Source organism: Alteromonas sp. MmMcT2-5 (assembly GCF_022348315.1).
Lineage (GTDB): Bacteria > Pseudomonadota > Gammaproteobacteria > Enterobacterales > Alteromonadaceae > Alteromonas > Alteromonas macleodii.
This window is the reverse complement of sequence record NZ_JAKRFB010000008.1, coordinates 1-24,241: the sequence shown is the minus strand read 5'-3', so window position 1 is coordinate 24,241 and position 24,241 is coordinate 1. Positions and strand designations below refer to the sequence as shown.

At 44.9% G+C, this 24,241-nt stretch carries 22 protein-coding genes and 1 pseudogene; 14 read left to right on the top strand and 9 right to left on the bottom strand.

The window, feature by feature from the left end:
• Window positions 1–4 precede the first annotated feature (4 nt).
• The 3 genes from arsH to MHN09_RS05920 all read right to left on the bottom strand — a co-directional run bounded on the left by arsH (window position 5) and on the right by MHN09_RS05920 (window position 1,756).
• The gene (arsH, locus tag MHN09_RS05930) at window positions 5–772 is read right to left on the bottom strand and encodes an arsenical resistance protein ArsH (RefSeq protein ID WP_152910866.1); all 768 of its coding nucleotides are present in this window, start codon (window positions 770–772) and stop codon (window positions 5–7) included.
• A complete protein-coding gene (locus MHN09_RS05925; RefSeq protein ID WP_049586016.1) occupies window positions 772–1,239 on the bottom strand; it encodes an arsenate reductase ArsC in 468 nt (155 codons plus the stop codon). The genes arsH and MHN09_RS05925 overlap by 1 nt, the downstream gene beginning before the upstream one ends.
• Before the next feature lie 172 nt (window positions 1,240–1,411).
• Window positions 1,412–1,756 carry a metalloregulator ArsR/SmtB family transcription factor gene (locus MHN09_RS05920; protein WP_239218508.1) on the bottom strand — a complete coding sequence of 115 codons (345 nt, stop codon included), beginning with the start codon at window positions 1,754–1,756 and terminating at the stop codon, window positions 1,412–1,414.
• Window positions 1,757–2,153: 397 nt separating this feature from the next.
• Between MHN09_RS05920 and MHN09_RS05915 the strand changes: the two are divergent.
• Both MHN09_RS05915 and MHN09_RS05910 read left to right on the top strand, forming a co-directional pair.
• Window positions 2,154–2,300: pseudogene (locus tag MHN09_RS05915) on the top strand (LuxR C-terminal-related transcriptional regulator); the annotation flags it as partial.
• A 96-nt stretch (window positions 2,301–2,396) separates the two neighbouring features.
• Entirely contained in the window at window positions 2,397–3,029 is a 633-nt protein-coding gene (locus MHN09_RS05910) for a hypothetical protein (RefSeq protein WP_061095749.1), read from the top strand.
• 88 nt (window positions 3,030–3,117) lie between these two features.
• On the opposite strand, the gene MHN09_RS05905 is transcribed toward MHN09_RS05910, so the two are convergent.
• Window positions 3,118–4,275, bottom strand: a complete 1,158-nt coding sequence (locus MHN09_RS05905) for an S-(hydroxymethyl)glutathione dehydrogenase/class III alcohol dehydrogenase (protein WP_061095748.1) — start codon at window positions 4,273–4,275, stop codon at window positions 3,118–3,120.
• 190 nt (window positions 4,276–4,465) lie between these two features.
• On the opposite strand from MHN09_RS05905, the gene MHN09_RS05900 reads away from it, so the two are divergent.
• From MHN09_RS05900 to ung, 6 genes are all read left to right on the top strand, one after another.
• Window positions 4,466–5,344: a LysR family transcriptional regulator gene (locus tag MHN09_RS05900; protein WP_239239595.1), complete on the top strand. Its 879-nt coding sequence runs from the start codon at window positions 4,466–4,468 to the stop codon at window positions 5,342–5,344.
• A gap of 81 nt (window positions 5,345–5,425) precedes the next feature.
• Window positions 5,426–7,975, top strand: a complete 2,550-nt coding sequence (locus tag MHN09_RS05895; protein WP_239239591.1) for an excinuclease ABC subunit UvrA — start codon at window positions 5,426–5,428, stop codon at window positions 7,973–7,975.
• A gap of 380 nt (window positions 7,976–8,355) precedes the next feature.
• Window positions 8,356–10,821, top strand: coding sequence for a bifunctional aspartate kinase/homoserine dehydrogenase I (gene thrA, locus MHN09_RS05890; RefSeq protein WP_239239588.1), 2,466 nt, complete (start codon window positions 8,356–8,358; stop codon window positions 10,819–10,821).
• Between the two features lie 170 nt (window positions 10,822–10,991).
• Entirely contained in the window at window positions 10,992–11,936 is a 945-nt protein-coding gene (gene thrB / locus MHN09_RS05885) for a homoserine kinase (protein ID WP_239239585.1), read from the top strand.
• Between the two features lie 118 nt (window positions 11,937–12,054).
• On the top strand, window positions 12,055–13,338 hold the full coding sequence (gene thrC, locus MHN09_RS05880) for a threonine synthase (RefSeq protein ID WP_239239582.1): 1,284 nt from the start codon (window positions 12,055–12,057) through the stop codon (window positions 13,336–13,338).
• A complete protein-coding gene (gene ung, locus MHN09_RS05875) occupies window positions 13,338–14,009 on the top strand; it encodes a uracil-DNA glycosylase (protein ID WP_156086834.1) in 672 nt (223 codons plus the stop codon). The genes thrC and ung overlap by 1 nt, the downstream gene beginning before the upstream one ends.
• Before the next feature lie 258 nt (window positions 14,010–14,267).
• Here the strand turns inward: ung and MHN09_RS05870 are convergent, their stop codons facing one another.
• The 3 genes from MHN09_RS05870 to tal all read right to left on the bottom strand — a co-directional run bounded on the left by MHN09_RS05870 (window position 14,268) and on the right by tal (window position 17,436).
• Window positions 14,268–14,450 carry a DUF3545 family protein gene (locus tag MHN09_RS05870; protein WP_239239579.1) on the bottom strand — a complete coding sequence of 61 codons (183 nt, stop codon included), beginning with the start codon at window positions 14,448–14,450 and terminating at the stop codon, window positions 14,268–14,270.
• 362 nt (window positions 14,451–14,812) lie between these two features.
• Window positions 14,813–16,462 carry a glucose-6-phosphate isomerase gene (pgi, locus tag MHN09_RS05865; RefSeq protein ID WP_156078759.1) on the bottom strand — a complete coding sequence of 550 codons (1,650 nt, stop codon included), beginning with the start codon at window positions 16,460–16,462 and terminating at the stop codon, window positions 14,813–14,815.
• Between the two features lie 14 nt (window positions 16,463–16,476).
• Complete coding sequence (tal, locus tag MHN09_RS05860) at window positions 16,477–17,436, bottom strand: transaldolase (RefSeq protein WP_014950483.1); 960 nt, start codon at window positions 17,434–17,436, stop codon at window positions 16,477–16,479.
• 376 nt (window positions 17,437–17,812) lie between these two features.
• Between tal and yaaA the strand changes: the two genes are divergently transcribed.
• Together yaaA and MHN09_RS05850 are read left to right on the top strand one after the other, a co-directional pair.
• Window positions 17,813–18,589, top strand: a complete 777-nt coding sequence (yaaA, locus tag MHN09_RS05855) for a peroxide stress protein YaaA (protein WP_239239576.1) — start codon at window positions 17,813–17,815, stop codon at window positions 18,587–18,589.
• 44 nt (window positions 18,590–18,633) lie between these two features.
• On the top strand, window positions 18,634–18,987 hold the full coding sequence (locus MHN09_RS05850; protein ID WP_239218527.1) for an RNA-binding protein: 354 nt from the start codon (window positions 18,634–18,636) through the stop codon (window positions 18,985–18,987).
• A gap of 60 nt (window positions 18,988–19,047) precedes the next feature.
• Here the strand turns inward: MHN09_RS05850 and MHN09_RS05845 are convergent, their stop codons facing one another.
• On the bottom strand, window positions 19,048–20,307 hold the full coding sequence (locus MHN09_RS05845) for an MFS transporter (RefSeq protein ID WP_239239574.1): 1,260 nt from the start codon (window positions 20,305–20,307) through the stop codon (window positions 19,048–19,050).
• A 663-nt stretch (window positions 20,308–20,970) separates the two neighbouring features.
• Between MHN09_RS05845 and MHN09_RS05840 the strand changes: the two genes are divergently transcribed.
• The 3 genes from MHN09_RS05840 to MHN09_RS05830 are packed head-to-tail and all read left to right on the top strand — an operon-like array spanning window position 20,971 to window position 22,512.
• Complete coding sequence (locus MHN09_RS05840) at window positions 20,971–21,462, top strand: helix-turn-helix transcriptional regulator (RefSeq protein WP_080589203.1); 492 nt, start codon at window positions 20,971–20,973, stop codon at window positions 21,460–21,462.
• A complete protein-coding gene (locus MHN09_RS05835; RefSeq protein WP_239239572.1) occupies window positions 21,459–22,181 on the top strand; it encodes an AzlC family ABC transporter permease in 723 nt (240 codons plus the stop codon). The genes MHN09_RS05840 and MHN09_RS05835 overlap by 4 nt, the downstream gene beginning before the upstream one ends.
• Window positions 22,171–22,512, top strand: a complete 342-nt coding sequence (locus tag MHN09_RS05830; protein WP_014950476.1) for an AzlD domain-containing protein — start codon at window positions 22,171–22,173, stop codon at window positions 22,510–22,512. Before MHN09_RS05835 ends, MHN09_RS05830 begins: the two co-directional genes overlap by 11 nt.
• A 28-nt stretch (window positions 22,513–22,540) precedes the next feature.
• On the opposite strand, the gene msrA is transcribed toward MHN09_RS05830, so the two are convergent.
• On the bottom strand, window positions 22,541–23,152 hold the full coding sequence (gene msrA, locus MHN09_RS05825) for a peptide-methionine (S)-S-oxide reductase MsrA (protein ID WP_049586029.1): 612 nt from the start codon (window positions 23,150–23,152) through the stop codon (window positions 22,541–22,543).
• Between the two features lie 430 nt (window positions 23,153–23,582).
• Between msrA and MHN09_RS05820 the strand changes: the two genes are divergently transcribed.
• The gene (locus MHN09_RS05820) at window positions 23,583–24,017 is read left to right on the top strand and encodes an OsmC family protein (protein ID WP_049586031.1); all 435 of its coding nucleotides are present in this window, start codon (window positions 23,583–23,585) and stop codon (window positions 24,015–24,017) included.
• The last annotated feature ends 224 nt before the right edge of the window (window positions 24,018–24,241 follow it).

Below are 24,241 nucleotides of genomic sequence, written 5' to 3'. Positions count from 1 at the left end.
TACTTTACAACGATTTTTGATTAACACGCTTACTCACTTCTTCTGCGCTTTCAACGCGCTCAGAATAGCGGTCAACGAGAAAGTCTTTGTTGTCGCGGGTGAGCAAAGTAAATTTCACCAACTCTTCAACTACGTCCACAATGCGGTTGTAGTAAGGTGACGGCTTCATGCGGCCATCGTCTTCAAATTCTAGAAAGGCTTTTGCCACAGAAGACTGATTAGGGATGGTTAGCATGCGCATCCAGCGACCTAAAATGCGCATTTGGTTTACCGCATTGAACGATTGTGAACCGCCGGAAACCTGCATAATCGCCAACGTTTTACCTTGGGTCGGTCGAACGCCGCCAAGGCTAAGCGGTACCCAGTCAATCATGCTTTTCATAATGCCAGTCATGCTGCCGTGGCGCTCTGGTGAACACCAAATTTGCCCTTCAGACCACATCATAAGCTCACGCAGTTCTTTCACTTTTGGGTGTGAGTCATCTTCAGTATCTGGCTGCGGCAATCCACGAGGGTCAAAGATTTTGGCTTCAGCACCAAAGTACTCAAGCAATCTTGCCGACTCTTCAATTACTAGGCGGCTGTACGAGCGTTCTCTGAGCGAGCCGTAAAGTAGCAAAATACGCGGCTTGTGATCTGAGAACCCTGATGCAAAGTTAGCCATAATTGGCTTGTGCATTTGCGCCATTACCGCGTTATCAGATGGGCTTTGTGCTGTTGAGCTTTCTTGGTTACTTGATATATCTTGGCTCATTGATTTACTGTTACCCATTACTGGGCTCCTAATTTGGATAGTGCCTCTTTAAGCGCTGTTTTATCTAAGTTTTTCTCAGCAAGCTCTGCTAATGCCGCTACACGCTTTTCAATAATATCGATAGTGTTGTTGAATGCCTCTGCTTTCTCTTGTTCGCTACCTTCTAACTTAGACGGGTCTTCTAAGCCCCAGTGCACCTTAAGAGATTTACCGAAATAAACAGGGCATGACTCACCCGCCGCTGAATCACAAACGGTGACAACAAGATCAGCATCGTAATCTTCAAATTCATCCCACGACTGGCTTTGAAGGCCGTCTGTACTAAACCCGCGCTCTGCAAGGTACTTAAGAGAAAGAGGGTGTACTTCCCCTACAGGCTGGCTGCCAGCACTACGTGCTTCAACATTGCCGTTCGAGGCGTTAGTGATGGCCTCGCAAAGAATGCTGCGGCAACGGTTGTGCGTACAAATATATAAAATCTTCATATAAAACCTTGTTTAATGGTCGAGGCTACTGTGGGTAGCTGTAATAAATAGAATAAGACTTCGAAAAAAACAGATACTTGGCGAAGTATTAAGCTGCAATTAACACCAGGGCCTGTTGACCTTTGCTGTGCATTTTTGCAGCGGTCTTTGTGCCATTCAGAAAGTTTGGAATCTAGCAATTCTCGCAGGACAAATTCGCTAACGCCTCGCTAATATATTCATTGTTGTGAATAGCGGTGTTCTTAATGACCTCCAGTGCCCAAGCGGGTAAGTCAGGATGGAGCTGGTAATACACCCATTTGCCCTTACGAGTATCGAGAACTAAACCGCACTTTCGTAAGTCAGCGAGATGGCGTGAAATTTTGGGCTGGCTTAATTGAAGCGCATCAGTAAGGTCGCACACGCATAGCTCACCTTTTACACAGAGCATAAGCAGCGTCTTTAAGCGGGTGTCTTCCGACAAGCATTTGAAAAATGTTAAAGGCTGTAGCTGCGCAGAATCAGAACAAGTCGACATAAATCACATCACATATGAAATTTCGTATGTGATGTATCGTATATGAAATTCCGTATGTGTCAATGATAAATCTGAAATTTCATATGTGTTTGGTAGGGACGAGAGGGTCGTAGACCGCTATTATTCTCGGTAAGCCAGAAATTTAGTGGTTTTCAGGAGCGGCAGCCTCGAAGTGCTCGGGCATTGTTGGGTAGATGACTAGCGGAATAAACAACACCATTGTAGAGCTGATAACGCCACTAATAGACGTAAATAGCATCGTTTTTATGTGGTAACCACCAAATTGCTTGTGGGCCTTTCGCCCTTTCTCGTAAAACTAGGCACCCAAAATAGTAAAAGTGACAATGCACCCGTTAAAACGTGAAGCGCTACTATAAAGCCATGAATTGTTTGCATCTTGCTTTCCTTTGGCAAGGAAATTGCCGATGTCATGTTCAAATCTACAGGAACGATTAAGAATCAGGTTTCATCAATTATGTCTAAGCTTGGCGTAAGAGATAGAACGAGGGCTGTACTCAAGGCGTTAGAGCAGGGAGTTATTTAGTTATACTTTTATACAACATGCTAAAGAATAAGATACACAGGTTGGACCACTTGGTAAAATACAATAATAGGGTCACATGTGATTTTGGAGAAGTACATGAGCAAGTGGTTAGTAGTTTTATCTTTAGTTTTTGGTGTGAGCACGTCCGCTTATGCAAACCTGATATTAAACGGTAGCTTTGAGAACAACGATATTGAGAGTAATAGCTGGAAAGCCTTCACTGCTGGAACAGTTGATGGGTGGAGCGGCACAAATATGGAGCTATGGGATAACTTTGAAGGGTTGAATGCATTTGATGGTAGCCAATATGCTGAGCTTAATGCCAATGGTAATAATGGCCGATACTTTATTTTTCAAAGCTTCTCTACTGAAGCAGATGCTAACTATGATGTGTCATTTGCTTATGCAGCACGAGGCAAAGGTGAAAGTTTTCAGCTAGACATATTCAGCGATACGGGTAACATTTTGTTCAGTCAAGTGTTTGACGATCACGCCATTAAAACTTGGTCTGAATTCTACGGTGATTTTGTTGCGCAAACTGCGCTGACAACCATCCGTTTTTCTACCATCAATACAGGAACCTATGGCAATTTTGTTGATGATATCGTGGTAACTGAAGCGCCTAGTTTAGCGAGTGTATCCAGTGTTTCAGTTAGTGAGCCAGCGAGCTTGGCTATTTTGCTACCTCTTTCATCTTTTGCGTTTATAAGACGCAAGAGAGTCAAATAGATTTACACATATGGTAATTACGAAAAGGCCCGCGTTTATGCGGGCCTTTGTTTTCTATGCAAAAATATCTGCGATTTGGTTCTAATGCTTATTTATCCATATGCACAACAGAACGGATACTTTCACCTTTATGCATTAAATCAAACGCTTCGTTTATTTCATCAAGACCCATGGTGTGAGTGATAAACTCTTGAAGACCAAAGTCACCATTTAGGTATTGCTCTACAATACCTGGCAGCTCTGAACGACCTTTAACACCGCCAAATGCAGAGCCGCGCCATACACGACCAGTCACTAACTGGAATGGACGCGTTGAAATTTCTTGTCCTGCGCCAGCTACACCAATGATTACAGATTCGCCCCAGCCTTTATGGCAGCATTCTAGCGCAGAGCGCATAACGTTTACGTTGCCGATACATTCAAACGAGTAGTCAACGCCGCCATCGGTCATTTCAACAATCACTTCCTGAATAGGCTTGTCGAAATTCTTAGGGTTAACTAAATCAGTTGCGCCAAGCTGCTTCGCTAAGTCAAACTTGCTTTCATTAATATCAATACCAATAATGCGGCCGGCGCCTGCCATGCGTGCACCAATAATGGCAGATAGACCGATACCACCTAACCCAAAGATAGCAACCGTGTCGCCTTCTTGTACTTTCGCCGTTTTAAGCACGGCGCCCATACCGGTTGTCACACCACAGCCAAGTAAGCAGACTTCGTCTAGCGGCGCATTTTTGTTTACTTTCGCTAGCGATATTTCTGGTAAAACCGTGTACTCAGAAAACGTTGAGCAGCCCATGTAATGATAAATTGGCTCACCATTTTTAGAGAAGCGGCTTGTGCCGTCTGGCATTAAGCCTTTACCTTGTGTTTCGCGCACTGCTTGGCAAAGGTTAGTTTTACCTGATTTACAGAACTTACATTCGCCGCACTCTGCTGTGTAAAGAGGGATTACGTGATCACCAACTTCTACACTAGTCACACCTTCGCCCACCATTTCAACAATACCGCCACCTTCGTGGCCTAGAATTGAAGGGAATACGCCTTCAGGATCATCACCGGACAGCGTAAATGCGTCAGTGTGACATACGCCAGTTGCAACGATGCGTACAAGTACCTCGCCTTTCTTAGGAAGCTCTACGTCAACTTCTTCCATCTTTAACGGCTCACCCGGGCCCCAAGCCACCGCAGCTTTTGACTTGATATGAGTTTGACCTTCTTGCAATGAATCTTTAAACGATGTCATGTGATGACTCCTTAATCATAAATATACGATGATGTTTTATAGGCCAAAGTATAGGAGACGGATTACTAATGATAAATACAGCTTTAGTAAATCACTATTTCATATTTGTAATAATAAATTTTGCCAAATAGAATGTACTTAAAATAAACCAGCGCTGTGTTGAACAACGCTAAACCAACGAGTGGCGATAATGAAATATCTTGAGGGAATAGCCGAATTTTGTGCCGTAGCTGACGTTGGTAATTTTACCGGGGCTGCAAATAAGCTAGATACGTCAGTGGCGCAGATAAGCCGTAAAGTCGCATCACTTGAAAAGCAGCTAGGCGTTAAATTATTACAGCGAACAACGCGCAGCGTATCGCTCACTGAAGCAGGTACGCAGTATTTTCAGCAGGCAATGCCTGCGTTAAATGCGCTCGAAGATGCCCAGCTAGCGGTGAGTGCACTGCAGGCATCGCCGCAAGGGCTAATTAAACTTACTGCTCCCGTAGCGTTTGGCGAAGCCTTTATCGCGCCTTTGCTCAACACCTTCATGCAAAAGTATTCCGGCATTAGCGTGCAATGCACTTTCTCAAACGAAAAGCTCGATATTGTCGAGCAAGGCCTCGACCTTGCCATACGCATTGGCAAACTGGAAGACTCTACGCTGGTTGCAAAAAAGCTGGCTACACGTCATTTGTTTGTATGCGGAAGTAGGGATTATTTTAAAGAGCAAGGTCAACCCATAAGTATTGAAGAGTTAAAAGAGCACTCGTTGCTGGTGGGGTCACAGCCCTATTGGCGTTTGCTTATCGATAATGAAATTCAGTCAATTCCTGTACAGGGGAGAGTACGGTATAACAGCGGGAATGCACTGTGCAGTGCTGCGATTGCTGGTTTAGGTATTGCACAACTACCTGGATTTTACGTGCGTAAAGCGCTGGCCTCTGGTCAGCTAATTGAGCTATTCCCCGAGTACAAAGACAAGCAAGAGGCTATTTGGGCTGTATTTCCTTCAAACAGAAATGTTGCACCTAAAATTAGGCTGCTTGTGGATTTTTTAGCTCAACATCTCATCTCAGACAGCTGATGTGATTGTTTAAAAATATGGATCGAAATATAGCGCCTGTATCTAAATATTCTTTAATAAAGGTGATATGCAGGTGATGAAGTGCACAATAATGAGGGAAAAATTCACGTACGCGGCGCCCGTGTACACAACCTAAAAAATATCAGCATCGATATACCGCGAAATGAAGTGGTGGTGTTTACCGGTGTATCTGGCTCAGGAAAATCTTCTTTGGCTTTCGGTACGCTTTACGCAGAAGCTCAGCACCGCTATTTAGATTCGATATCACCTTATGCAAGGCGACTAATTGAGCAGGTGGAGAAACCTGACGTAGACGCGATTGACGGCTTACCGCCTGCTGTGGGCCTGCACCAGCGTCGGGGCGCACCTTCAGTTCGGTCTTCCGTTGGTAGTATCACCACGCTTTCTAATAGTCTGCGAATGCTTTATTCCCGGGCCGGGGATTATCCCAAAGGGCAGAGCATTGTCTACGCAGACGGGTTTTCTCCTAATACGCCCGAAGGTGCATGTGAACACTGTGACGGTATTGGAAAAGTTTTTGACACACAAGCTCATCGCCTTGTACCCGACGACAGCCTCACCATACGAGAGGGTGCTGTGGCAGCTTGGCCTGGTGCGTGGCAGGGCAAAAACCTAGTAAGGGTACTGTTATCGCTAGATATCGATGTTGATATTCCATGGCGTGAACTGCCTCAAAGAACCCGTGACTGGATCTTATTTACCGACGAAATGCCTCAGTTACCTGTATACCGAAACTATAACCTAGCGCAAACCCGAAAAGCGCAGCAAGAGGGCGAACCTGCCAGCTACAATGGCAAGTTTATCAGTGCGCGACGTCATGTGCTCGATACCTTTAAAACGTCTCAAAAAGAGAAAATGAAGCAGCGAATTGCTCCCTTTATATCTGTTGAAGCATGTCCGGTTTGCCGTGGAAAAAAGCTTAAGCAAAATGCGCTGGCAGTGAAAGTTGATGGCTTAGATATTATTGAGTTTTCAAGGCTGCCACTACAGCAAGTTCACGAAAAGCTTCAGGCGTTAAGAAAGTCAGTCAACGGCGATACTTCAGAGCGTGGTCAGGTGATACGCAATATTACGGGCGACCTTATTGAAAGAGTGAAGCCTATAATAGCACTTGGGCTTCATTACCTTTCGTTAGATAGAAGTACAACAAGTATATCAGTAGGCGAACTACAGCGATTGCGTCTGGCGACCCAGCTTAAATCGAATTTATTTGGCGTTGTCTTTGTTATGGATGAGCCTTCATCCGGTCTTCACCCTCGTGACGTAGAAGAGCTTATTCGCGCGCTTCACAATATTACCGAAACGGGAAATTCACTGCTCGTTGTCGAGCACAACCCTTACGTCATCAAAGGCGCTAACTGGGTTGTAGATGTAGGACCTAGAGCGGGAGTGAACGGAGGTGAGCTTGTCTATAGTGGGCCGGTTAAAGAATTAGCAAGCACAAAAAACTCTTTAACGGCAGACTATGTCTTTAACAATAAAGCCCTAAACCAGCGTATCAAGTGTAAATCGTCAGGGGTATTGCGTTTAAAAGACGTGTCCAGAAATAATGTCAGCCATGTTGATATTGATATTCCACTAGGTGTGATGACATGTGTCACTGGCGTTTCCGGCTCTGGAAAGTCGAGTTTAATTAGCCAAGCATTAGTTGAGTTAGTCAAAGGTGGTTTAAACTCTGCTGAGAAAGAAGGGATGCGAGCGAATGAAACGAGAGAAACGGAAGAAACGAAAGAACTGCTTACTGACGCCAATTCGCTTCTTGCTCAAGACACTTTTTCACATAAAAGTGAACCGCAGCAAGGCCGCATTGAAAGCGGACTCGAAGAGTTAAGTCGTATAGTTGTGGTAGATCAGTCCCCCATCGGCAGGACACCCCGTTCAACTTTGGCAACCTATACCGGCATATTTGACCAAATCAGAAGTTTATTTGCTTCAACCGAAGAAGCAAAATCCCGTGGTTACGATGCGGGCCATTTTTCGTTTAACGTTGTAAAAGGGCGGTGCCCACATTGTGAAGGCTTGGGTGTGGTATCGGTAGAACTACTGTTTATGCCGAGTGTTTATTCCCCCTGTACCGTTTGTAACGGTCAGCGTTTTAACGATAACGTACTGGAAGTTGGTTACAACGAACATTCTATCGCTGATGTATTATCGCTTACGGTTGAAGAAGCACTATCTGTATTTAGTGGTAATCAAGTTATTACGCGGGGACTTAAAACGCTAATGAACGTAGGGCTTGGCTATTTAACCCTTGGACAAAGTGCCACTGAATTATCAGGCGGCGAGGCGCAGCGCATTAAATTAGCGTCAGAACTTAAACGTGCTCAAAATGCTAATACCCTATACGTGCTTGATGAACCTACGACAGGTTTACATCTTTTAGACACTGCATTACTTATGCAGCATTTAAGCACGTTAGTTGAAGCGGGGAATACGGTGGTGATGGTTGAGCACAATATGCAGGTGGCTGGGGCTTGCGACTACATTATTGATATGGGGCCAGGCGCTGGTGATGAGGGAGGAGAAATAGTTGCTGAAGGCAGACCAGAGGAGGTTGCCAAAGTTCAGCAAAGTGCAACAGCCCCATTTTTGAAGGCGAGTTTGGCTTAAAGAAAGGTTTTGATTGAGTGAGTTAGGTTTGAATGATCTTAGAAATAAGGGGTTGTTCAAAGCTACTTGAATACTTGTAAGCCAGCAAAGAAACTGCTTGAACTCGTATTTGTACCTTAAAAAGAAATAATAATTAAAGAGTGTTGCATTTTTTGCAACACAGTGTAGTGAAAACTGCGGTTGACATATAGACGTCTATACGGCAAATTGCTTGTATGAAAAAGATTCTACTTACTCGCACCACCATTATGTTAATTACCACCTTAAAAAGGGCGGTCGCTGACTAGTGCAAGTAAGCAAAAGACAACGAAAGCCCGCCTAACACAGAGCGGGCTTTTTTTTACACACGTTTTAGCATGCGTAACCTTAAGGAGCAGCATATGAAAGTCTTAAAGTTTGGGGGTTCTTCTTTAGCCGATGCACCGCGATACATGCGCGTTATGGAGATTAGCACGGCAACCCACCAAACCGACGGTGCTGCGGTTGTACTCTCTGCCCCAAAGGGGGTAACGAACGCGCTTTCACTGCTATGTGAACAAGCAGCCGCGAATGAAGATTTCCAGCCGTTATTCAATAAGTTGAACGACACGGTTACCGGCATCGCCAACAACTTAAATGAAGAACTCGACGGGTTTGCACATGCAAGCGTGGTAGAATTCATTAATAGTCACCTTTCAGTATTAAAACAGCACCTTGAAGGTATTAAGCTGCTTGGTGTTGCACCTGATAATGTCGCTGCCGGTATTCTAAGTATTGGTGAGTACATCTCGGTGACGCTTTTTAGCGCTATGCTATCTGCCAAAGGTATCGCTAATCGCGTTATCGACCCGGTTAAGTATGTGCTGGCCGAAGGCGATTACCTAGACAGCATTGCCGATGTGTCGCTTAGTAAAGCACGCTTTTCAGATGTGCCTACTGACGGCAGTGAATTTCTTGTCATGCCGGGGTTTGTTGCTGCTAACGAAGAGGGCGAGAAAGTCACGCTTGGGCGTAACGGCTCAGACTATTCAGCGGCCATTTTAGCGGCGTGTATAGACGCAAATTGCTGTGAAATTTGGACAGATGTAGACGGTGTTTATAACGCTGACCCGAATCAAGTTGAAGGGGCAGTGCTGTTAGACAAGCTTACCTATCAAGAAGCGATGGAGCTGTCTTATTTCGGTGCCAAGGTACTTCATCCGAAAACTATCGGTCCTATTGCACAACACCACATCCCTTGTTTGATCAGAAACACACTAAACCCAGCTGCGCCAGGTACGCTAATCAGCAATGAAAAAAGCGAAGTGTGGACGTCAGTTAAAGGTATTTCACAGCTTGATAATGTCACCATGTTTAACGTTGCAGGCCCTGGCCTTAAAGGTATGGTAGGTATGGCAAGCCGTGTGTTTGAGGTGATGTCGAACGCCAATATTTCAATAAGCCTTATTACCCAGTCTTCTTCAGAATACTCAATCAGTTTCTGTATCCAAAGCAAAGACGCCAGCCGAGCGTTAACGCTTCTTGAAGATGCGTTCGCGCTAGAGCTTCAAAATCAATTGCTAGACCCCATTGAAGTGCGTCATGACCTAGCCATTGTCACTTTGGTTGGTGACGGTATGCGTCAAACCAAAGGCTTGGCAGCGCGTTTCTTTAACTCGCTTGCCCAAGCGCGGGTGAACAACGTTGCTATTGCTCAGGGCTCTTCAGAGCGCTCTATTTCAACGGTAATTGAAAGCAAGCGTGCTAAGAAAGCGGTAAAGGTTATTCACCAGAATTTTTTCTCTGACCGCCATACCATTGACGTATTCCTAGTAGGGTGTGGCAATGTGGGAACCGAACTGCTAGGTCAAATTGAAAAACAACAGCCTGCATTGTTAAAACGCAATGTTCAGCTGCGTGTTTATGGCATTGCAAATAGCCGGAAACTGCTGTTAAACAGTCAAGGTATTGATTTAAGCGGCGACTGGAAAGCGGCACTTGAATCGGCAAGCGAAGGATTAAGCGTAGAGCGCCTGCATCAGTTCGCTAACGACAATAGTCTGGTAAACCCGGTGATTGTTGACTGTACTAGTCACGAAGCGATTGCACAGCAATATGTAGATATGATGGAAAGCGGTTTTCACGTGGTAACGCCAAATAAAAAGGCGAACACGAGCGCAATGTCTTACTACCGTAAGCTTCGCAAGACCGCGCAATCGACCAATCGTCAGTACCTTTACGAAACCACTGTCGGCGCAGGGCTACCGGTTATTGATAACTTGCAAAAGCTATTCAGCGCCGGCGATACCTTACACCGCTTTGAAGGAATTCTATCGGGCAGTTTGTCTTATGTATTTGGCAAACTTGAAGAGGGCATGAGCCTGTCGCAAGCGACACAAACAGCCAAAGACAACGGTTTCACAGAGCCTGATCCGCGCGATGACTTAAGCGGCATGGACGTAGCGCGCAAGCTGCTTATCATGGCTCGTGAAGCTGATTTAGCGTTAGAACTATCTGACATTGAAATTGAGTCTGTACTGCCAAAAGGTTTTGCCGAAGATTGTTCAATTGACGAGTTTATGCAGCAGCTGCCAGAGTTAGATACGTCGTTTGGTGAAAAGGTTGAAGCGGCTAAAGCAGAAGGTAAAGTACTTCGTTATATCGGCAGCATTGAAGACGGAAAATGCAAAGTAAGCATTCAGGCTGTACCGGCAAGTAACCCTCTTTCGCAGGTAAAAGACGGTGAAAACGCGCTGGCGATTAACAGTGACTACTATAGCCCAATCCCTTATGTAATTAGAGGATATGGAGCAGGTGGTACGGTAACAGCAGCAGGGGTGTTTGCTGACATTCTGCGTACTATGCCGTGGAAGCAAATGGCGCACTAAGGGCTAAATAACGCTTAGCTTGCTTAGCGTAGATAGGCGGCTAAAGTAAGATATTCGAAGGTGTGACTTAGTCCAGTAATGTTGTGGCATCGATTTAAAGCGCTAATTTATTGAGCTAATTTGAAGCGCTAATATAAAGAGCACGCCACAAGCGAAGTAAGAGTAATAATATGAAAGCATTCACGGCCTTCGCGCCGGCATCAATTGGAAATGTGAGCTTAGGCTTTGACGTACTGGGCGCAGCGCTTGCGCCCGTTGATGGCACTAAGCTAGGTGATGAAGTTGAAATAAAGGCGGCTGAGTCATTTTCACTAGAAACGGTGGGGCGCTTTGCTCACAAACTCCCGGGCGATGCAGACAGTAATATTGTAACCAAGTGCTATCACTATTTCTGTGAGCAAATGGAAAAGGCTGGAAAAACAACCTCTCCTGTTGCGCTTACGCTTCATAAAAACCTTCCAATAGGCAGCGGGTTGGGTTCAAGCGCAAGCTCTATTGTGGCAGCGTTTGCAGCGCTAAATGCTTACTTCGACACCCCGTTCGATGAAGATACTTTGCTTGTAATGATGGGCGAATTAGAAGGCCAAATAAGCGGTAGTATTCACTATGATAATGTTGCTCCCTGTTACTTAGGTGGTATGACGTTAATGACAGGTAGCGATGCGCCGGTCACGCTGTCGTTGCCGTTAAACGACGAATGGTACTATGCCGTTTGTTATTCAGGCATTAGCGTATCAACGGCGGCTGCTCGCGATATCTTACCTAAACAGGTGGAAATGGCGACGGCACTAACCTTTGGTCGACAGCTAGGTGTGTTTGTACATGCCTTACATGTAGGTAATTTTGATTTGGCTGCATCGGTAATGAACGATGTCATAGCCGAACCTTACAGAAAATCGCTACTGCCTGGCTTTGATGACGCTCGTGCGTTTAGTGAGCAAGCGGGCGCGCTCGCTTTTGGTATTTCTGGCTCGGGACCTACGGTTTTTGCCGTGTGTCCAAGTAAAGCGCAGGCGGAAAAAGTCGCCGCCTATTTAACAGAGAACTACATTCAAAATGAAGATGGCTTTAGCCATGTGTGCCAAATACCAAGCCAAGGCACCATTGTTTCTTAAGGTACATAGCTTTTTAAGGTACATGGTTTCTTAAAGGCAAATGATTTCCTAAAAGCACAATAATTTTTTAAAAGATTAAAAGGGCAGAGTACTTGCCCACATAAAAAGGTAACAGCAAGTGGAATTGGTAAATTTAAAAGATTCATCGGACACAGCAAATTTTGCTGAAGCCGTTAAGCGGGGCTTAGGTAAAAACCAAGGGCTTTATTTTCCAGAGCATATTCCTACCCTAGACAATATTGACGAATTGTTGGAAAAGCCATTTGTAGAGCGCAGTATTGAAGTACTTCGCGCCCTTATCGGCGATGAGCTGAATAATGGCGAGCTAGAAGAAATTGTTCAGACCGCATTTGCTTTTGGTGCACCAGTTGAGCAGGTCAACGATAACGTATACTGCTTAGAGCTTTTCCATGGCCCAACGCTGGCGTTTAAAGATTTTGGCGGCCGCTTTATGGCGCAAACCCTGTCGCGTATCAGTGAAGGGAAGCCAGTTACCATTCTAACAGCGACTTCAGGTGATACCGGCGCTGCGGTTGCACATGCATTTCACGGCATTGACAATATCAACGTGGTTATTTTGTTTCCAAAGGGCAAGATTAGTGCGCTGCAGGAAAAGCTATTCACTACGCTAGGCGGTAACATTCATACCGTTGCTGTTGAGTCAGACTTCGATGCATGCCAATCGCTAGTAAAAACCGCGTTTGACGACCCTGACGTACGTGAAGGCCTGCACCTGAACTCAGCAAACTCAATCAACATCAGCCGTTTACTAGCCCAGGTTTGCTATTACTTTGAAGCAGTAAGTCAGTTGCCAAAAGATAAACGAGACCAACTCGTTATTTCAGTACCTAGCGGTAACTTTGGTAACCTTACGGCTGGCATGATTGGTAAATCGTTAGGTTTACCTATAAAGCGTTTTATCGCAGCAACTAACTTAAACGACACGGTACCTCGCTACCTTAAAACCGGCGAGTGGGAACCTAAGGCGACGGTTGCGACCATGTCTAACGCAATGGATGTAAGTCAGCCTAATAACTGGCCGCGAATAGAGGCGCTTATTGAGCGTGGCTATATCGACAAAGCGTGTCTTAAAGGTGAGATGGTTGACGAAGAATATACGCAGCTTGCTATGCGTCAATTAGCGCAACAAGGCTATACAAGCGAGCCACATGCCGCGATTGCCTATCGCGCAGTAAGTCACGACTTAGAAGACGGCGAAATTGGTTTGTTCTTAGGAACAGCGCACCCGGCTAAGTTCAGAGAAACTGTTGAAAACGTGCTAGGTAATCCAATCAGCTTACCGAAAGCGTTGGCCGATGTAGCAGGCGAAGACAGCTTAGCGGTAGACTTGCCAGCGTCTTACGATGCACTTAAGCAGCATATGATGGATTTGCTTAAGTAATGACACCCTCGGCTACAACATGGCAAAGCGCGCTTAGTGATGAAAAGCAAAAAGACTATTTTGTTACGTTGCTTGAGCGCGTGAAGCACGCTCGTGAAGCGGGAAGCGTTATCTACCCGCCTCAGTCTGACGTATTCAATGCGCTTAAATACACGCCGCTAGACGAAGTAAAAGTCGTGATCTTAGGTCAAGATCCGTACCACGGCCCTAATCAAGCCCATGGACTTTGTTTTTCAGTAAAAGCTGGCGTTAAAACACCGCCATCGCTTAAAAATATGTACAAAGAGCTGTTGTCTGACATTGATGGTTTCACCGAGCCTAATCACGGCACGCTGACGTCGTGGGCGGAGCAAGGGGTATTGCTACTTAATACTGTATTGACGGTTGAGCAGGGCAAAGCACATAGCCACGCGAAATGGGGATGGGAAACCTTCACCGATAAGGTTATCGATGTAGTCAATGAGCACTGCCAAAACGTTGTGTTTCTTCTGTGGGGTAGCCATGCGCAAAAGAAAGGTAAGCACATTAACCGTGAAAAACACCACGTTTTACATGCGCCTCATCCGTCGCCACTCTCAGCACACAGAGGCTTTTTAGGTTGCAAACACTTCAGCCAAACAAACGAATACCTTATTGCTAAGGGCAAAGAACCCATTAATTGGCAGGTATAGTACTGGCAGGAATAGCAGCTAGCTACTCAGCAAGTGTGATTGCCCCATTCAGCGCCCTATCAATAGCTAGCTCACTAGATAAATGCCTAATTAGCTATGAGACATGTTATGCGGTCTGGCCGCAATTAGGCACAGAGCATATTCCTTAGCTAATACGCTATTACACAGAGCCAGCGAAGAGACACCATGCTTGCAAGTGAAGCATTTACAGCACGCTAGAAAGTAAAAAGGCCGCCTGTGTAACAGGCGACCTTCGTTTTATCTTTCCAGTGTCTCTAGCTCGTACTCGAAACCACAGTCGAGTTCGGCCAGTTCTTTTTCTAATTTGTAGCGATCTTGTAGCGCTTCGATTTCTCTCCACTTACGTTTTTTGCTTTTGCTTTTGGTTTTTGCTGGGCTTGCTTCGATGTCTAACATGGCAAATAGATCTGATTTATCCACTGGGATCTCCTTTTTATACCACTACAACTAATACAGAGTTTTTGTTTTTAATTCCCTCTGTACAATTTTGTATCACAGCCGCCACTAAAATAAAATAGTTTAATTTACCTTTTATTAACAAATTGTGACGATATGATGACAACGGTAAGGAAATGTCCAGTGTGTTTAAAGCGTGAACAATAACTGTATGTAATTGATCCTATTTGTTTTGTTAGTAATCAATTGTACAGTGTTACGGATATCAAAAATGTCTGTCGTATTGTTGATGAAAACCGCAACAAAAAACGGCTAGCTTCCGAAAAAGCTAGCCGTTCAGTTTGTTATTTGCACCAATTGGGTGATTTTAAATCACCTCGCATTCCTTATTTTGGTGCATTCGCTGCTCTGAATTTGGCAATCAATTGTTGTGTTGAAGCGTCGAAATTATCTTTGTCTGCCTCGCCTTGAATGCCTGCAAGTACTTGGTTTCCTAATACTTTACCTAACTCAACGCCCCATTGGTCGAATGAGTTAAGGTTCCAGATAACACCCTGAACGAATACCTTATGTTCATACATTGCAACCAGCGCGCCAAGTGTTTTAGGCGTAAGGCTATCAAACAAGAAAGTATTGCTAGGCTTGTTGCCAGGCATGGTTTTATGAGCGGCCAAGCGTTTGCGTTCAGCGTCGTCCAGGCCTTTGCCGTCAAGGTCTGCATAACACTCTTCAAAGGTTTTACCCTGCATTAGTGCCTGTGTTTGACCAAAACAGTTAGACGCAAGCATAGCGTGATGCGTGTCGTCCTGGTTAGGAACGTTAAGTGGCAACATGAAGTCTGCTGGAATAACGCCAGAACCTTGGTGAATAAGCTGATGGAAGCTATGCTGGCCGTTTGTACCTTCACTGCCCCAAATAATTGGGCCAGTAGGGTAATCTACGTGCTCACCTTCTTGCGTCACTTCTTTACCATTACTTTCCATATCTAACTGCTGTACGTAAGCTGGTAAGCCGCGAAGATAGTGATAGTAAGGTAATAAAACGTGTGATTGCGCGTCGAAGAAGTTTCTGTACCACACACCTAACAGTGCAAGTAGAACAGGCATGTTTTCTTCTAGCGGTGCGGTTGTGAAATGGGTGTCCATGTCAAACGCACCTTCAAGTAAGCCTTTGAAGTTTTCAAACCCAAGGGCTAGCGAGATAGGCAGGCCAATAGCAGACCACAGTGAGTAACGACCGCCTACCCAATCCCACATAGGGAAAATATTGTCGGCGCTAATACCAAACTCGGTGGCTGCTTTAACGTTTGAAGACACGGCTACAAAGTGTTTAGCAATATCTTCTTGTGTACCGCCAGACTTTAAGAACCAGTCTTTAGCCGTAAGTGTATTTTGAAGCGTCTCTTGGGTAGAGAAAGACTTTGACGACATGACCACCAAAGTTTCTTCAAAATCTACGCTAGATAGCACATCGTGAATGTGGCAACCATCAACGTTGGCAACAAAGTGAACTTTCACGGCATCAACGGTATGCGGCTTAAGTGCCTCGGTCATAATCTTAGGACCAAGGAACGAACCACCAATACCAATTGCCACAATGTGCTTGATAGGCTTGCCGGTATAACCTTTGTGTTCACCGCTGTGAACCGATGCAGTAAACGCTTCAATTTTTGCAAGCGTAGCATGCACTTCAGGCATTACGTCTTCGCCATCTACCAGTACTTTACGGTCTGAGAAATTACGAAGTGCGGTGTGAAGCACAGCGCGACCTTCTGTTGAGTTAATCTGCTCACCAGAAAACATCGCGTCGCGAAGGGTTTCTAGTTTGCACGCTCGGGCAAGGTCGAATAGTCCTTTAAGCGCTTCATCATTTACACGGTTTTTTGAGTAATCAAGAAAAATACCGCAGGCTTCAAGTTGCATCTTGTCCGCTCGATTTGCATCTTGTGCAAACCAGTCGCGCATGTGCGCATCTTTTACCGTTGCAGCATGTTCAGACAGCTTTTTCCATTCAGGAAGAGAAGTTAAAACACTCATTGTTTCAATAGCCCTTACGCGCTTAGTTTTTCGCGAAGCATGGTTTCAAGTTTTTCCTGATCTGCGGCGAAGTTGCGGATGCCTTCAGATAGCTTTTCGGTTGCCATTGCATCTTCGTTCATTGCCCAGCGGAATTCGCTTTCTGTTAAGCGGTCACCTGGTGTTTTTGTAGCGCCATTGTCTTTAAGTTTAACCTCTAGATCGCCAGGCTCGTTTGCCAGTTCTTCTAGCAGTGCTGGGCTAATGGTTAGACGATCACAACCTGCCAACGCTTGAATTTCACCAATGTTACGGAAGCTTGCACCCATTACTACGGTATTGTAGCCGTGCTCTTTGTAGTAGTTGTAAATTTTAGTTACAGATACTACGCCTGGATCTTCATCTGGTGCGTAAGACTCAGTACCGGTCGCTTTTTTGTACCAGTCTAAAATGCGCCCTACGAATGGAGAGATAAGATAAACACCGGCCTCTGCACAAGCTTGTGCTTGGGCGAAGCTAAATAGAAGCGTTAAGTTACACTGAATGCCTTTCTTCTCTAGCTCTTCTGCTGCCTGAATACCTTCCCAAGTAGAGGCAATTTTAATAAGAATGCGTGACTTATCGATACCCGCGTCTTCATATAGCTGAACCAAACGTTCCGCTTTTTCGATAGTGGCGGCAGTGTCGAACGAAAGGCGTGCGTCTACTTCAGTTGAGATTCGGCCTGGAATAGTTGCAGAGATTTCTTTACCAATGGCTACCGCTAGTTTGTCTGCTGCATCGGTAAGCTGCTGGTCAGCGTCGTTTGACTGAAGTTTTGCCCATGCTACAGCATCATCAATTAGGCTTGCATATTGAGGAAGACCAGCCGCTTTTAAAAGTAGCGACGGGTTAGTTGTGGCATCGACTGGTTGATACTTTTTAATGGCATCGATGTCGCCCGTGTCGGCAACAACGGTAGTGATATCACGTAATGAAGCTAACTGATTGCTCATAATTCTCTCTGTTCTTTATCAAAATAAATTTGGACAACTCGCTGGAAAAGCCAGTTGAATAAAACGGTTCGCTTGCGCGTGTGTAGGGCTTCGCGCTTGCGTTCTTTTTTACCAGTTCTTAGTTCTTTAATAAGTACTGGTACATGCAGCGCTTTGGTAATTGAGGTACGTTCACGGAGGGTGTATCTCAATTATTGTTTGAATAATTATTTGTAACGCCATTTATATCAAACCCGTGTGACAATTCATACATTGAATAGCGACAAAATGGCTAATCGGATTTCTCTGTTAAGCCAATTTACGTCTTTCTTATGCCATTTTGCTTTTTGAAGCGTATCAGGTGGTACAATACCAGCGTGAAAATTAAGGAGTCGAAATGTTAGTTGTAGTATCCCCAGCAAAAAATTTAGATTTTGAAAGCGAAATTCCTGTGAGCCAGTTCACTCAGCCTGCCATGCTTGAAGACACTGAACGTTTGATGGAAGTTTGCCGCACCTTATCGCCTGCTGACTTATCATCGCTGATGAAGATAAGCGACAAGTTAGCAACGTTGAACGCCAACCGTTTTGCTGAGTTTTCTACGCCATTTTCGCCCGATAATGCACGCCAAGCAATGTATGCGTTTAATGGTGATGTGTATACTGGGTTAGATGCTTACTCGCTTGATAGCGAAACGGTAGAATATGCGCAAAAACATCTTCGAATTTTGTCTGGCCTATACGGATTGCTTCGTCCTTTAGACTTAATGCAGGCCTATCGTTTAGAAATGGGCACTAAATTAGCAAACCCTGAAGGAAAAGACCTGTATGCGTTTTGGGATGATCGCATTACTTATGTGCTAAATAAGGCATTAGAAGCACAGGGTGACAATGTGTTGATCAACCTTGCTTCAAATGAGTACTTTAAAGCAGTGAAGAAAAAATCTTTAGATGGCATGATCATTACGCTAACATTTAAAGACTGCAAGAATGGTCAGTATAAAATTATCAGTTTCTTCGCGAAGAAAGCCCGTGGTTTAATGGCGCGTTATATTCTTGAAAACCGTGTAGAAGACGTAGAAGGTCTGAAAAACTTCGACGTAGATGGCTATGTGTTTAGCGAAGAACAAAGTTCATCAACGGAACTTGTGTTTCTGCGTAACCAAGAAAGTTAATAACACCCGTTCATCCATAATCACCTAAAAAGTAGGACATAAATTTGAGCATATTAGTTCGCAATTTACCTAAAACATTTACTCAGGAAAATCTTGAAGACTTGTTTTTCGAGTTTGGCAACATAGCGTCGTGCGACTTGGTGATGGATGAGGCTTCTGGCTTATCTAAGGGCTTTGGTTTCGTAGAAATGAGCACGCAAGAAGAAACCGATAAAGCCATTGAAAAACTTAACGCCAAAGTTATCGACGGTAAGAAAATTCGTGTTAAGTGGTCAAATCAAGAGAAGAAGCAGGCTGAAGCGATAGCTAGTGCGCCAGCGCCCAAAAGAGACATTCCCGAAGATGTGTGGGGAAGTGCTTCTCGCAATAGCTCTGAGCGTGAAAACGACGCCGAGTAATACCGAGGGAATACAACTAACAAGCGCTGACAACGAAGGTTGTCAGCGCTAAACCTTCATTTAACCAGATACGGTTGCTGTTTGTACTTGAGTATTGCGAGCAGTCATAACAATGGCCAGCCACACCAGTACACCACCACCAGCAAGCGCTAGGCCTACCCAACCCGTTGATGTATAGCCATAACCCGCTGACAGTGTCATTCCTGCCAACCAAGGGCCAAGTGCATTAGCGGTGTTAAAAGCCGCATGGTTCATGGCGCCGGCTAAAGTCTGAGCCTCGCCAGCGACATCCATAAGCCTTGTTTGCAGCGGCACCACCATGCCACCACCGATACCAATGAAAAACAGTGATGCTGCCATTAAGTATGGATTCCCCATCGACGCAGCGTAAGCTGCAGCTGATAGGCCCAGTAAAACCTGAAACGTAATCGCTGACGTCAGTAGCCTGCCTTCAGAATAGCGGCCTGCAATAATATTGCCCAAGGTTACGCCTATGCCATAGATAAGCAATGTGGCCGAGATTCCCCACTCAGGTGATGAGGTTGTATTGAGGTAAGAGGCGCTGAAATAAGAATAAACTGAGAACATACCACCAAAGCCAATAGCGCCCATAAGTAGTACCAGCAGCACGTCTTTGTTTTTCAGAGCTTTAAGCTCGGTTAGCGGTTTGGCATCTGGATTAGGGCCGCGGTACGGTGCGGTTTTCCAAATCATTAATGCAGTAACTAACGCAAAGGCTGAAATAATAAAGAAGCCAGTTCGCCATCCGAACATTTGCCCAATACCGCTAATTGACGGCACACCAATAATATTGGCAATAGCCAAGCCTAAAATGACGTTACTGACCGCTTGCGCCCGTTTATTTTTACCGGCAATGTCTGCAGCAAAGAGCATGGCAATGCCGAAGTAAGCGCCATGAGGAAGGCCAGCAATAAAACGCGCTATATTCATTGTCCATTCTGACCACGCTAGTGCTGTTAGCAAGTTTCCGCCAGCATAAAATACCATCATTGAAATAAGCATGGTGCGTCTTGCAAGCCTGGAAAAAAAGATAGTGATAAGCGGCGCGCCCACTACAACACCAATGGCATAAGCACTAATTGCGTGACCAGCGACATTTTCAGTAATGCCAAAATCTTCTGCAAAGTAAGGTAATAAACCCATTGCCGCAAATTCACTGCAACCAATCACAAAGGTTCCGAAAGCCAGCCAAAAGGTTATAGTGGCCAGTGAGTATTCACCCAACGCTGAGTGCTGCTCTGAATAGGCCTGCTTTGAAGAGGCTTGGTCAGAAAGAATCTTGTCAGTTTGATTCGTCATAAACGTCCTTTTGTTCATTGAGTTCAATCACGTACTTAGTGGCTGTTTTAGCGAGGGTCTGTTGAGCTTTGCTGTGCATTTTTACAATGTCTGTGTGTCATCAAAGATAAAAGACGCTCAGCAGACTAGCGCTTTGATGAAACGCAAAAACCGGCTCAACGGAATGTTTGCCGGTTCTCTTCGAATAGTCGCCCTTATCATCGATAATATTTAGCAACCGTCGGTAATATTTAGCAATGATCAACGGCCCACAGGTTCGTGCTTTTCGTATTCGTTTAATGCAAGAGATCGTAGCATCGCTCAGATAGCAAGTAACGGTAACTGATAAAGTTTCTTAATCAATTCAGCGATTTAAATGTAGTGCATTTGTTAATAAATTACGTCGGACTTTTTGCGTTAGAAAGTCGAATGGGCGTTTATAAAAAGCGAAGGTGACTGTTTTCTGTGCACAAATATTGGTTACCTTTTAGTTCATCACTTTGTCATCTTTTAACATTTGTCACGTTTTCCAATCGTGGCGTGAGCACAACGCCGTATCCATACCCCTATTGAAAACAAACTTCTTGACTTTGAAGTGTTCTATATATAGAACGTTCTTTAAATGGAACATCATTAAGTTGGTAAGGTGTGAATCAATCAACGCTCAACATCCTCGGAAGGCATTTGCAGAAACTCAGGCAAGACAAAGGTGTCTCGCTGTCGCAATTGGCAGCAGGGGCAGGTATCGCTAAATCTAACCTTTCAAGATTAGAGCAGGGCAACGGCAACCCGACGCTAGACACGATTTGGCGGTTAGCTAAACAACTAGACGTTCCGTTCGGTCAGCTAGTTCAGCCTCTTAGCGCAAGCGTTGGAGAAAAGGGCGTAGAAGTTCGTTTAATTGAGCAAGGACAAGGTATCCCGAACGTTGATGCTTATTGGATGTCGGTTGCACCCAATACTTTTCGAGAGGCAGAAGCTCACGCCACAGGAACAGAAGAAACGATTACCGTTGTTAGCGGCTCTCTAGAAGCTGGGAATAGTGGAAATACTCAATGGCTGCATCCGGGTCAAAGTTTAGCATTTAACGCTGATTTGCCCCACGTATACAAAACGGGAGACGAGTGGGCGACATGTCTTATCACAATCGTTTATCACAAAGAGGCAAAGGAATGAGCCAGCTTTCATCAAAAAGTGGACTTAAGCAAGGGGTTATTGACGGGTTACCTTTGTTAGGTGGCTATATTCCGGTAGCCATTTCATTTGGCGTGATCGCAGTTCAAGCCGGTTTTTCTACGCTGGAAGCCACGCTAATTTCCATATTCATTTACGCAGGCGCGTCGCAGTTTCTTTTGGTAGCCATGGTGGCATCAGGTGCGCCACTTTGGCTAGCGGTTTGTATGACGTTATTAGTTAATGTACGTCATGTGGTTTATGCGCCCAACTTGGTGCCTTATTTACCGCAAAGTAAAGCTTGGCCCTATTTAATGCACGGCCTTACTGACCAGATTTTTGCGCTAGCCCATACTCGCTTGCCGCTAATGGACGATGCTAAAAAGGTAGATTGGTTTAAAGGTGTATCGATGGTGGCGTGGCTTAGTTGGATCGTAGGGACAGCGCTTGGCGGTATCGCAGGGGACTCCCTTACCCAACAATGGCCAATATTAGACAGCGTGATGCCCTTTGCCTTACCTGCACTTTTCCTTGTGCTACTCGCGCCTAAATTCTCAAGTAAATTATGGAGCGCTACCTTGTTCGTTACAATGACGGCGGCTCTCTTCTTGGCTCTCAGCGCCTTTAAAAACGCTGCAATTCCACTGGCAGCACTATGCGGTGCGATAACCTTTTATCTTCTCACCTCGCACGTTGAAAGGAAGCAATCTCATGCACGTTGATATTTGGATAGCTATTGTTGTAGCGGCCATCGGAACATATGCATTGCGCGTAGTACCGTTGCTGTGGACTCAGCGTCACTTTAATAAACACAAGGCCAATAACACTGAGGCGCGTTTACCTACGTGGCTAAGCGTGTTAGGGCCGTTAATGATTGCCGCTATGCTAGGAGCGTCACTTATTCCAAAAGCACCGTCAGCGGCGAGTTGGATTGCAACCGCAATAGGCACTGTTGTCACTGTGCTTGTTTGGCGCAAATTCAAAAGCTTAGGGCTGCCAGTGTTTTGCGGCGTGCTTTCTTTTGGTGTGGCTTTTGGTATCGCTTTGGTTTAGCGTTGGGCGTAGATGTTAAGTTGCTGGGCTAAGACTTATTCTTACCCAAGGCTTTCTCGCCCCAAATTTCTTCCAAGCGCTGGTCACGCCCACAGTTCCATCGGTAGAACTTATAGCGAACGGGACTTTTTTTATAAAAATCTTGATGGCCAATTTCGTCGCCTTTTATCGGATAAAAGGTAGAAGCATCGAGTATGGGCGTTACCACCTTTTTATTGGGAAATTGGGCTACCACGTCAGCTTTTGTTTTTTCTGCTATAGCACGTTCTTTATCGTTTGCTACAAAGATGGCGCTTAAGTAACTGGGTCCCTTATCACAAAACTGACCTCGGTCATCGAAAGGGTCAATGTTCACCCAAAAATGATCGAGAATATCATTATAAGAAAGCATATCGCCGTCGTAGGTGATCTTTACCGCCTCAAAGTGTCCCTTGTGATTGCCATTATAAGTCGGATTTGGCGCGCTTCCGCCAGTGAACCCCGACACCACATCAGTAACCCCGTCTAGCTTTTCAAAATCAGACTCCATGCACCAAAAGCAGCCCCCAGCTAGAATGGCCTCGTCGGCACTTGTTGATGGCGTAAAAAACGAAGCGCTCAACGCTGTGCTAATAAAAACTGCAGAAAGTGTTAATTTCATCATTCACCTTTTATGTGTTGGTTTAACGTTGTAGCGACCTTCGCGTTTAATTCGTCAGACCCCAGTTTGCGAAGATATACGGTTAACAAATAAAGAACGGTTTCAGCTGAAATTAATTTCATCGCGGTGCAGCGAGTTAATTCCATTTTTGTTTTACAAGCGTACATTTTTTCTAAGCGCACATTGCGAAGCTTGAGGCTTTGCGCGAAAGCATAGGTACTGAAAAAGACTAAAAGGATGTAAGTAAAATTTTCATCTCACTCTGTAGTCTTCTTTCAAAAAGGGAACTGTCTCTGATTCCACCATTTACAAGATGAGGCTGTAAAGCCGCTATGACAAGGAATAGAGCGATTTCTTATGATCGGCAGAGCACTTGCATCTTATCCAACTACATGAAAATCAGTTTAGTTAAAATGAAAGGAAAGATGATATGTCGATAGTCAAATCAGGTAGTGCAGTTTACAAGCCGCTAGGTAAAAAGGGAAAGGGGAGCATTTCTACACAAACCGGTGCTTTATCGAACCAGCCTTATGGTTTTAACACGCGGTTTGAAAATGGAAAGGGAACCAACCCCGAGGAATTAATTGGTGCGGCGCATGCGAGTTGCTTCACCATGGCACTCTCTTTTGCGCTTTCAGACGCGGGATACAATGACGGCGAGTTAAATACCACTGCAAAAATCAGTTTAGAGAAAAACGATGACGGCTTTGAAATAACTCAATCGGCACTAAGCTTAGATGCTGAGGTTGAAGGGATTACCGAAGATGAGTTTGAGAAAATTGTACAGGAAGCAAAAGAAAATTGCCCAGTATCTCAACTTCTTAATGCCAACATCACATTGGAATACCGATTGAATATTGAATAAGAGATAAAGGCTATTACTACCCTTATCGAAAGATAGGACTCGCTTTGTTAGACAAGACCAGGCAAGTTATTTTTATCAAGTGTGTATAAAAAAGCGGCTTTAGAAGCCGCTTTTTTGTATAAGATTGTCCCGTCCTAAAATACGTTGACATAAAGAGGACTTCTTTATGACAACTTCAAGTAATCAAAGACCTAAGCGCACACAGCGTGATTACACCTTAGCTT